This is a genomic window from Archangium sp., from assembly GCF_045802675.1.
In the GTDB taxonomy this organism is placed as follows: Bacteria; Myxococcota; Myxococcia; order Myxococcales; family Myxococcaceae; genus Archangium.
In genome coordinates this window covers 122,813-130,827 of the sequence record NZ_JBJMQO010000020.1, presented here as the reverse complement: position 1 = coordinate 130,827, position 8,015 = coordinate 122,813, and the positions used below count along the sequence as shown (strand labels likewise).

The 8,015-nt window shown below is 69.3% G+C and carries 8 protein-coding genes; 1 reads left to right on the top strand and 7 read right to left on the bottom strand.

From position 1 onward, the window contains the following. The 5 genes from ACJ8AN_RS05280 to ACJ8AN_RS05260 form a co-directional block, all read right to left on the bottom strand. A partial coding sequence (locus ACJ8AN_RS05280; protein WP_407754125.1) for a HAMP domain-containing protein occupies positions 1-1,049 on the bottom strand: 1,049 nt, incomplete at its 3' end. A 93-nt stretch (positions 1,050-1,142) separates the two neighbouring features. Next, a complete protein-coding gene (locus ACJ8AN_RS05275; RefSeq protein WP_407754124.1) occupies positions 1,143-3,386 on the bottom strand; it encodes a response regulator in 2,244 nt (747 codons plus the stop codon). Positions 3,387-3,745: 359 nt separating this feature from the next. Further along, positions 3,746-4,129, bottom strand: a complete 384-nt coding sequence (locus tag ACJ8AN_RS05270; protein WP_407754123.1) for a helix-turn-helix transcriptional regulator — start codon at positions 4,127-4,129, stop codon at positions 3,746-3,748. Positions 4,130-4,219: 90 nt separating this feature from the next. Beyond that, positions 4,220-4,651 carry a CBS domain-containing protein gene (locus ACJ8AN_RS05265; protein ID WP_407754122.1) on the bottom strand — a complete coding sequence of 144 codons (432 nt, stop codon included), beginning with the start codon at positions 4,649-4,651 and terminating at the stop codon, positions 4,220-4,222. A 117-nt stretch (positions 4,652-4,768) separates the two neighbouring features. Next, positions 4,769-5,140: a DUF423 domain-containing protein gene (locus ACJ8AN_RS05260; RefSeq protein ID WP_407754121.1), complete on the bottom strand. Its 372-nt coding sequence runs from the start codon at positions 5,138-5,140 to the stop codon at positions 4,769-4,771. 81 nt (positions 5,141-5,221) lie between these two features. Here ACJ8AN_RS05260 and ACJ8AN_RS05255 point away from each other — a divergent pair, with 81 nt between their 5' ends. Further along, the gene (locus ACJ8AN_RS05255; protein WP_407754120.1) at positions 5,222-5,899 is read left to right on the top strand and encodes an SET domain-containing protein; all 678 of its coding nucleotides are present in this window, start codon (positions 5,222-5,224) and stop codon (positions 5,897-5,899) included. A gap of 64 nt (positions 5,900-5,963) precedes the next feature. Here ACJ8AN_RS05255 and ACJ8AN_RS05250 read toward each other — a convergent pair whose 3' ends face one another. Further along, entirely contained in the window at positions 5,964-6,683 is a 720-nt protein-coding gene (locus ACJ8AN_RS05250; RefSeq protein ID WP_407754119.1) for a hypothetical protein, read from the bottom strand. A 29-nt stretch (positions 6,684-6,712) separates the two neighbouring features. Beyond that, complete coding sequence (locus ACJ8AN_RS05245) at positions 6,713-7,744, bottom strand: hypothetical protein (protein WP_407754118.1); 1,032 nt, start codon at positions 7,742-7,744, stop codon at positions 6,713-6,715. Between the last annotated feature and the right edge of the window lie 271 nt (positions 7,745-8,015).

Here is an 8,015-nt window from a genome sequence, read left to right as displayed (position 1 = left end):
CGGGTCACTTCCGAGGCGAAGGCGTTCAGCTGGTCCACCATGGTGTTGATGGTGTTCTTCAGCTCCAGGATCTCGCCCTTCACGTCCACGGTGATCTTCTTGGACAGGTCGCCGCGGGCCACGGCCGTGGTCACCTCGGCGATGTTGCGCACCTGGGCGGTGAGGCCGGAGGCCATGCTGTTCACGTTGTCCGTGAGGTCCTTCCACGTACCGGACACGCCCTGCACGACGGCCTGGCCACCCAGCTTGCCCTCGGTACCCACTTCGCGGGCCACGCGGGTCACTTCCGAGGCGAAGGACGAGAGCTGATCCACCATCGTGTTGATGGTGTTCTTCAGCTCGAGGATTTCGCCCTTGGCGTCCACGGTGATCTTCTTGGAGAGGTCACCGTTGGCCACCGCGGTGGTCACCTTGGCGATGTCGCGCACCTGATCGGTGAGCTTGCTCGCCATGAGGTTCACGCTGTCGGTCAGCTCCTTCCAGGTGCCGGACACGCCGCGCAGCACGGCCTGGCCGCCCAGCTTGCCCTCGGTACCCACCTCGCGAGCGACGCGGGTCACTTCCGAGGCGAACGAGGCCAGCTGCGCCACGGTGCTGTTGACGACCTGGGCGGTGCGGAGGAACTCGCCCTTGAGCGCGCGGCCCTCGAAGTCGAGCGTCATGGTCTGGCCCAGGTCACCCTTGGCCACCGCGCCGATGACGCGCGTCACCTCGGTGGTGGGCTGCACCAGGTCGGTGATGAGCGAGTTCACCGCGTCGACGCTCGCCTGCCAGCTGCCGGTGGCGCCAGTCAGCGTAATGCGCTGGGAGATGCGGCCCTCGCGGCCCACCACAAGGCTGATGCGCTCGAACTCATGGGTCAGCGCCTCGTTGAGGGTGATGATCTCATTGAGCGTGTCGTAGATCTTCCCGGTGGTACCGGTCCGGTCCTCGGGCATGCGGACGCTGAAGTCCCCCTTGCGGATGGACTGGATCGTCTTGAGGAGGAGCTTGGGATCGAGCGCGTTGTCGGCCTTGTCGGTCGAAGACTTGTCGGGCTGCGTTGCCATGGTGTGGAGCGACTCCTGTGCTGCGGACTCGAAGGGCGGGGCCGCCGCTGGGGGCGGCACGCCGGAACCTGAGGGGGTGGGGGGGAAGGGCGGCTAGGCCGCTGTACAGAGCTTCTTCAAGACTTGGGACAGGTCATCCGCGGACACGGGCTTGACGAGGTGGGCATCGAAGCCCGCATCGAGCGCGCGTTTGCGGTCCTCGGCGTGGCCATAGCCGGTGAGGGCCACGAGCCGGGTGTCGGCGCCGCCCGCGGAGGCGCGGACGAGCTCGGCGACCTTGTAGCCGTCGAGCTCGGGAAGGCCGATGTCCACCAGGGCCACCTGGGGACGCTGGGAGAGCACCATCTGCACCGCCGAGCGCCCGTCGCTGGCCTCCTCCACGCGGTGGCCATGGAGCTCGAGCAGGTCGCGCAGCGTCTCGCGGATGTCCGGGTTGTCCTCGACGAGGAGGATGTGGAGCGGCTCCAGCTTGTGGGCGGTGGTGGTGGCGGCCTTCACCATGCTGGGGAGCGAGAGGGCCGCGGGGACCTCGGCGGGCAGGGGCATGCGGACGGTGAACTCGCTGCCCTTGGAGATGCCCTCGCTGCGGGCGGACACGCTGCCGCCGTGCATCTCCACGAGGCTGCGCACCAGGGTGAGGCCCAGGCCGAGCCCGCCCTGGGCGCGGTCGCTGCCCGGGTCCACCTGCACGAAGAGCTCGAAGACGCGGTGGAGCATGTCCGGGCGCAGGCCGATGCCGTTGTCGCGCACGTTGAGGACGAGCTCGTTGCCCTGGCGCTCGGCGCGCAGCTGGATGCGGCCGCCGGCGGGGGTGTACTTGGCGGCGTTGTGCAGCAGGTTGGCCACCACCTGCGTCATGCGGGTGGGGTCCACCTGGAGCATCACCGTCTCCGAGGGGATGGAGACGCTCAGCTCGTGGCGGCGCTGGCTGATGATGGGCTCGCAGGCCTGCACGGCGCCCTCCACCACGTCCGTGAGGGGCACGAGGGAGGTCTTGAGCTCGACCTTGCCGCGAGTAATCCGGCTGACGTCCAGCAGGTCATCCACCAGGCGCGTCATGTGCGCCACCTGGCGGTCGGCGCTGGCGATGGTGCGCTGGAGGATGTCGTCCTGCTTCATGCGCATCCGGACCACCTCGAGCGCGGAGCGCACGGGGGCCAGGGGGTTGCGCAGCTCGTGGGCGAGCATGGCGAGGAACTCGTCCTTGCGGCGGTCCGCGTCGCGCAGGGCGCCGATGAGCCGCTCGCGCTCCAGGGCCACGGCGACCTGATCGCACACGCCCTGCATGAGCGAGAGCTCGTCGGCGGAGAAGGCGCGCATGATGCGGGTGCCGAAGGCGAACGTGCCCAGCACGCGGCCCTGGCTCAGCAGCGGGTAGCACGCGAGCGCGGCCAGCCCCAGCTCGGGCGCGGCATCCGGCGAGGGCCCGTTGGCGGCGGCACCGGCATCCAGCACCCAGCGCTTCTGCTCGGCGGCCACCTTGCCCGCGACGCCCTGTCCGGGCTCCAGGTGCTCCAGGCGCACCACCACCCGGGCGGGGATGCCGGCGTGGGCGGCGAGCTCCAGGGAGCCGTTGCCCTCGTGGGAGAGGTAGCCCAGGCAGACCTCGAGCCCCATGTGCTCGGCGATCTGTTGGTGGACGCTGTCCAGCAGCGTGCTCCCCTCGGTGCCCTTGAGCAGGCGGCTGGCGGTGTCCGCGAGCAGCCGCAGGCGGGCGTTGCTCTCATGGAGCGCGGACTGGGCCTGCTCCTTCTCGTGCACCAGCTTCGCGAGCTCCTGGGCGCGCTGCTCGCGGGCCTCGGACACCTTGCGCTCGCGCTCCATCTCCTGCTGCAGCAGGGAGCGCTCGTAGTGGGCGCGGGCCTCGGCGAGCTGCCGCTCGTGTTCGCGGCTCTCCGCCTGGCGCAGCAGCTCCGCCTGGCGGCGGACCTCCTCCGTCTTGCGGTGGAGGTCGAGGAAGACGCCCACCTTGGTGCGGAGGATCTCCGGGACGATGGGCTTGAAGAGGTAGTCCACCGCGCCCAGCTCGTAGCCGCGGGTGACGTTCACCTCGCTGCGGTTGAAGGCGGTGATGAAGATGATGGGGATGTGGCGGGTGCGCTCGCGCAGGCGGATGAGGCTGGCGGTCTCGTAGCCATCCATCCCGGGCATCTGCACATCCAGGAGGATGAGGGCGAAGTCGCGCTCCAGCAGCAGGCGCAGGGCCTCGTCACCCGAGGAGGCGGGGACGACGTTGGCGCCCAGATCCGCCATCAGCGCCTCGAGGGAGCGCAGGTTGGCGGGCGTGTCGTCAACGGCCAGCACATCGACGCGGGGGAGCGCGGTAGGGGGGGACATGTTGGTCGGAGCTGTGGTCGCGCGAGCCGTCGGATCTGGCACCGCGCTTCTTTACCCCCTCTTCCTACCGGAAACCCAGGGCGAACCCGGGACGCGCTGTCGGCTGACTGACGCCCAGGCGATCAACCGGGCTGGGAAGTGTTGAGGGAATGACACCCGGGCCTGAAAAAAAGGGAGGAAGTGCCGGGAAGCGGACAGTGCGCTCGGACGGGAGTCAGAGGGGGGACTGGCTGGGGCGCGGAGGCCGTGACTACGGGGGAGTGCCTACCCGCGACCGCGAGCGGCTTCGTTCCCAATCGCAGACATGTCTGTTCGAGCTTCGTCACGTCGGGCATCATCCCGCCCCGTTCCGATGCCCCTCACTCCGCGTCGGGGTGGGCGATCGTCTCGAGCGCGATGAGGAACAGGCGGAACCTGTCGGGAGGCAGCTCGCGCACGAGCACGTCCAGGCGCCGCAGCTCCAGGGAGTCCACGGGCGCCGCCGCTGGCGCATTCTCCGGAGCCGGGCCCAGGGGCACGCTGTCGTCGGGGCGCAGGGAGAGGAGCGCATCGGCCGACACGCCCAGCAGCAGGCACAGCTCGCGCAGCTTGGGGACGCTGGGCAGCATGTCGCCGCGCTCGATGCGCCCGTAGACGGTGGGGACGAAGCCCACCGACGTGGCCACCTGCTCCTGGGTGAGCTCCAGGCGCATCCGGGCCCTCCGGAGCCGGCTGCCGAGCCTGGGTTGTGGCGTCTCGTCCATCGGGTGCTCTCGCGCGAAAATGAAGAGGGGACCCTACCTGACGGGGGAATGCCGAGAAAGAAAACCTGATTCGTGCTCCCGGCTCCCGGTTCAGTGCACCGGCCCCGAGGGCTCGGAGAGGTGCTCCAGGGTCCGCGCCGCGGTGGTGTCGTCCACCTCGCGCGAGAGGTCCCCCAGCGAGACGATGCCCACCAGCTTCCCCCCGCCATCCACCACCAGCAGCCGGCGCAGCTGCCGCTCCTCCATCAACTTCGCCGCTTGCTCCAGGCTGGCGCCGGGGGGGAGCGTCTCCACGTCCTCGGTCATCACCGAGGAGACGTGCGAGGTGTCCGGGTCATGCCCCATGGCGATGCCGCGCACCACGAGGTCGCGGTCCGTGACGAGGCCCACCAGCGTGTCGCCCTCGCAGACGGGCAGGGGCCCCACGTTGAGCTGCCGCATCTTCTCCGCGGCCTGGGTCAGGGTGGCGTGGGGGGCGATGGCTTCCACGCCGCGGGTCATCACGTCCTGGAGGGTCTTCATGGCCGCGCGCTCCCAGCGGGGGCTCCTGGCTCCCCGGAATACGGTGGGTATCCCCTGGGGGCGATGCACCGGGGGACGGGGTTGCCAGGAGAGCGGGGGAGCGGGGACACGCCCGGCTCAGCCCGTCTGGCGCCAGGCGGCGAGCGCGAACAGCAGCCAGCCGGCGAGGAAGCCCAGGCCCCCGAGCGGGGTGATGGCGCCCAGGGCGCGCACGCCGGAGAGCGCCAGCGCGTACAGGCTGCCGGAGAAGAGGAGGATGCCGGCCACCATGGCCCAGCCGGCACCGTTCAACAGGGGACTGGGGCGCAGTTGAGCCAACAGGCCAATCGCGATGAGAGCCAGCGAGTGATACATGTGGTAACGCGCGCCGGTTTCGAAGATGGTCAGGAGGTCCGGGGCGAGTCTCGCCCGAAGCGCGTGCGCGCCAAATGCCCCCGCCGCCACGGATAGGAACGCGCTTGCCGCGCCGAGAATGAGCCACAGCCGCATCGTCGAGCGCCTTTCTTCCTTCAGAGGTCCGACTGAGGCACCCTACCGCGCCTGACCCGGCGCGTCTCCAATTCCTTACCGATGCCAGCTCCCACGACCAAGAAGCCCACCTCCCGGAAGCAGCCCACCCTCACGCCGCAGCCCTTCGAGCTGAGGCCCTCGTCCATCCAGGGCCAGGGCGCCTTCGCCACGCGGCCCATCCGCAAGGGCGCGCGCGTCATCGAGTACCTCGGCCAGCGCATCTCCCAGGCCGTGGCCGATGCGCGCTACGACGACAACGCCATGTCGCGTCACCACACCTTCCTCTTCAACGTGGACGAGGACACGGTCATCGACGCGGCCCACGAGGGCAACGACGCGCGCTTCATCAACCACTCGTGCGCGCCCAACTGCCAGGCGTTCCTCGAGGGGGACCGCATCTACATCTACGCGCTGCGCGACATCTCCGTGGGCGAGGAGCTCTGCTACGACTACGCGTACGACCGCACCGACGACATGGGCGAGGAGGAGGAGCGCATGTACATCTGCCGCTGCGGCGCGCCCACCTGCCGCGGCACCATCCTCGCCCCCCTGGAGGAGGAGCAGCAGGAGGAGCCCCGGAAGAAGACCCCGGTGAAGGCCTCCAAGAAGAAGTCCTCCAAGACGTCGGCCCGCAAGCCCCCCGCCACGCGGAAGCAGAAGTCCACGGCGAAGTCCGGGCGTTCGGGTTCGGGCGCGGGCTCGAAGAACCGCGCGCGCACCCGCGCGGCCCGCGGCTGAACCACGGGACCGGGTTCTCGGGGGGAGCTGGGTCTTGGAACCCGCTCTCCCCGGGGGCCGTACGTCAGAGGTCCTCGCGGGCCTCGGCCAGGGTGTACTGCTTCCGGGCGACGACGGGCGGACCTGTCTTCTCCACCAGCCACGCGGGGGTGCCCGGCGGCAGGTAGAAGGACTCCTCGAAGGGCGATAGCCCCAGGTGACGCAGGTACTCCCGGAGCATGTCGAAGGTGAACCGGTCCCTCACCCGGCGCGCCTGGTACTGCTCCAGCCTCTCGAAGGGGAAGGGCTCACCGGATTGGTCGAAGACCCAGCGGCCCCCATCATTGGACGCACCCAAGGCGCGCACGTAGTTGAGCCAGTGTGTCTCGTGCGGGCCGTACACCTCGAGCATCACGGCTCCATAGCGGCCTTTGTCCTCGCGGAGGGTATGGGGCACGGCGACCACACGGAGACCCCGGCAGCCCAACGTCCGGGCCATGTAGCGCATGGGTCCCGAGGCATATGTCCCCCGCCACCCGTTCTCGACGAACGCCGTCCAGGGGCTGCGTGTGGGAATGAAGAGATGCCGCTGCGTCTCGGAATTCGTGAGGGGCAACAGGGCGGAGAGCGCTTGTTCCAGAGAGCCTGCCGTGACCGGGCGCACCTCGACGGCGACGCCATCGTTCACCACCAACCCTGCCTGCCACGCCGCGTAGGCGCGGGCGGCGTGCTCCGCATCGGTCTCCAGAAATCCCATTTCCGAAGTGACGGGCGCCCAGCGGTCCTCCAGGAGCAGTCCCTTCATGGTGTCGGTCATCCGGTGGGCCTCGCCCGTCAGGGCACGATGAGGAGGATCGTTTCCGCGTCCGGATCGTTGGACGTGGTGCGCGACTGGTGACTGGGGCCACGGCCCGACGTGGGCGTGTCGTACTCCACCTGATAGCGGCGGCCTTTATAATCGAACTGTAGATCTGGGCGATTGACTCCAACACGCTGCCCATCGCTCACCGTGACCTGCTGCTGGTTCACGCGGATGTTCGTGGCGCCTATTTTGTCCAGGTATTGGGTGTCCGCCTGGAGCTGCGCATTCTGGGTGGGACTGCGGCTGATGGGGCGATCTGCCCGACGTACCTGGGGCACCGTCGGTTTGGCCGCTACATCCCGGGGCAGGCGCGGGCCAGGAGCCACCTGCCGAGTCGGGTTGCTGCCCGTGAGCGCCTGGGCCAATCCCGGTGAGGGCACGGGCGAAGTCGGCGCGGGAGCGGACGCTACTGGTGCGGGAGCGGGTTCTACAGGAGATGCTGCGGATGGCGGAACTGGCTCTCGCGGCGCCCGAGCTTCACTCCTGAGTCCTTGCTCCCGAGGCAGCGGACGGAGTGCTGGCTCCTCCGCGCTCAACCGCACCACGCGCGAGAAGACTCCCTGCAGGACCTTCGTCCCCGTCAGGGATAACAGCAGGATCTTCAGCTCGCGTTGAGTCGTCTCCGCCAGGTGCTGCCGCACCTCGAGCATCGTCCGGGCGATGCGAGGCGTGGTGGCCGGAGAGAAGAGGGTGGGCACGATGAGTGCCCCTCCCGCTCCCCGGTAATAGGCATACCCCGCGTGTCCAGACCCGGAGGCCCCGGCCGCCATGTCCGCCACGGCCGTGTTCCGGTCCGGGTAGATGGAGGCATTCAGCGGCTCCGCGCTCGTAAGTCCCAGGTCCACCTGCGACTCCGGCACGAGCACGGGCAGCGGCAATCCGTCGCAGTAGAGGAGATACCCTCCCGCGGTGATGCCAAAGCCCACGGCAGTCACTCGGGCGTCGACGAAATCCCGATGCGCTCGGGGGTCGGCCACCTCCTGCGACACTCGAGGCAACTGCACGCCGCTCTGGCGCAGCTCCTCCGCCCGCCGTGGCGTGGGCGCCTCGAAATCGACGTCGACAGCCTGCTGTCCGGCGAAACCTGCCTGCGCGTACCACGCAGGCCCCCTCAGGCCAGGATTCGTGGCACAAGCCGTGAGCAACAACAGCAGCGCGAGCCCACTCCACCCACGGAGCCACCGCCTCCTGGAATGGCGATACGTCACGACGCGCATGAATCCCTCCCGTTCGAGACGCGTGCGCGGAGTCTACGGGGAGTCGCACGCGTTTCCG